This is a genomic window from Thiohalophilus sp., assembly GCF_031581315.1.
In the GTDB taxonomy this organism is placed as follows: Bacteria; Pseudomonadota; Gammaproteobacteria; order UBA6429; family Thiohalophilaceae; genus Thiohalophilus.
In genome coordinates, this window is record NZ_JAVLAZ010000184.1 from 1 (window position 1) to 1,663 (window position 1,663).

Below are 1,663 nucleotides of genomic sequence, written 5' to 3' on the forward strand. Positions count from 1 at the left end.
CACGGCACCCGGCCGCAGATCGAAACCTGTCTCAAGTCCCGGGACGCCGAGCTGGTCTACGTCAACGGTCTGCGGGTGACCGACGCCACGGCGCTGCATTGCGTCAAGCAGGCCGCTGGCAGCGTGCGGGTCGATATCGAGGCGCTGCTCTCCATGGGAGTGGCCAATTCGCCCATGGCCGGGGCGCGCATCCGGCTGGTATCGGGTAATTTTGTCACCGCCCAGCCGCTGGGCGTGCGTGAGGGCGTGGATTATGGCCACACCGGTGAAGTGCGCCGGATCGATCGGGATGCTATTCGCCAGCATCTGGAGAACAACGATCTGGTCCTGCTCTCGCCCATCGGCTATTCGCCCACCGGCGAGGTCTTCAATCTCAGTGCCGAGGATGTGGCCACCGCCGCCGCCAGTCAGTTGCAGGCCGATAAACTGATTCTGCTGATCGATGGCAAGGGTATTACCGACAATCGCAAACGGTTGTTACGGGAACTGACCCCCGACAACGCCGAAGCCCTGCTGGCGGGGAGCAACAAACTGACGAACGAACAACAGCAGGCCCTGCGCAGTGCCACGCACGCCTGTCGTCATGACGTCAACCGCACTCACATCATCAATCGCCATACCGACGGCGCCCTGTTGCTGGAACTGTTCACCCGCGACGGTTGCGGCACCCTGGTCAGTAACGATCCGTATGAGGATCTGCGCCGCGCCACCATCGACGACATCGGCGGCATCCTGGAGTTGATCAAACCGCTTGAGGCGGACGATGTCCTGGTACGCCGCTCGCGCGAACGACTGGAGACCGAGGTCGATCATTTCACTGTTGTCGAACGCGACGGCATGATCATCGCTTGCGCCGCCCTTTACCCGTTTATCGACGAACAGGTGGGGGAACTGGCCTGTCTGGCGGTGCATCCTGATTATCGTAACCAGGGCCGGGGGGACGCCCTGTTACAGTATCTGGAGAAAACCTGCCGTCAGCTCGGTATCAGGCAACTGTTCGTGCTGACCACCCGCACGGCACACTGGTTCCGCGAGCGTGGCTTCAAGTCAGGAGATATCAAGAGTCTGCCGGTCAAACGCCGGCAGCTGTACAACTACCAGCGCCAGTCCAAGGTGTTCATCAAGGAACTGGACTGATGGCTGTCAGCTCTGCCGCCATGGATCCACTGCGCAAAGCCGATCGATCAGCACGGCCGGCCCCCCAGCGGCCGTTTCTCAAGTGGGCCGGCAACAAGTTCCGGATTCTGGAACATATCCTGCCCATGCTGCCGGGGGGCGAGCGCCTGGTGGAACCATTCGCCGGCTCGGCTGCGCTGTTTCTCAACAGCGATTACGACCGCTATTTGCTCAGCGATCGCAATGCCGATCTGATCAGCCTGTACAACCTGCTCAAACAGGAAGGAACCGAGTTTATCGATTATTGCGGTCAATATTTCATTGCGCGCAACAATCAGGAAAAACGCTATTACCGGCTACGCGAACAATTCAATGAGTGCGATGAACCCCGTTTGCGCGCCGCCCTGTTTGTCTATCTCAACCGCCACGGCTATAACGGCCTGTGCCGCTATAACGCCAGCGGCGGTTTCAACGTGCCCTTCGGCCGTTACAAGCGCCCCTACTTTCCGCAAAAGGAGATGCTCGCCTTTCATCACCGGGCACAGCG

2 protein-coding genes are annotated in these 1,663 nt (G+C 60.1%); both read left to right on the forward strand.

The genetic code is table 11. The annotated features are described in order from the left end of the window. Nucleotides 1-1,137 (forward strand): amino-acid N-acetyltransferase (gene argA, locus RI563_RS13395; protein WP_310694882.1); only part of this gene is annotated, 1,137 nt, incomplete at its 5' end. A 20-nt stretch (nucleotides 1,138-1,157) separates the two neighbouring features. Then, the coding region (locus RI563_RS13400; RefSeq protein WP_317622903.1) for a Dam family site-specific DNA-(adenine-N6)-methyltransferase at nucleotides 1,158-1,663 on the forward strand (506 nt) is incomplete at its 3' end.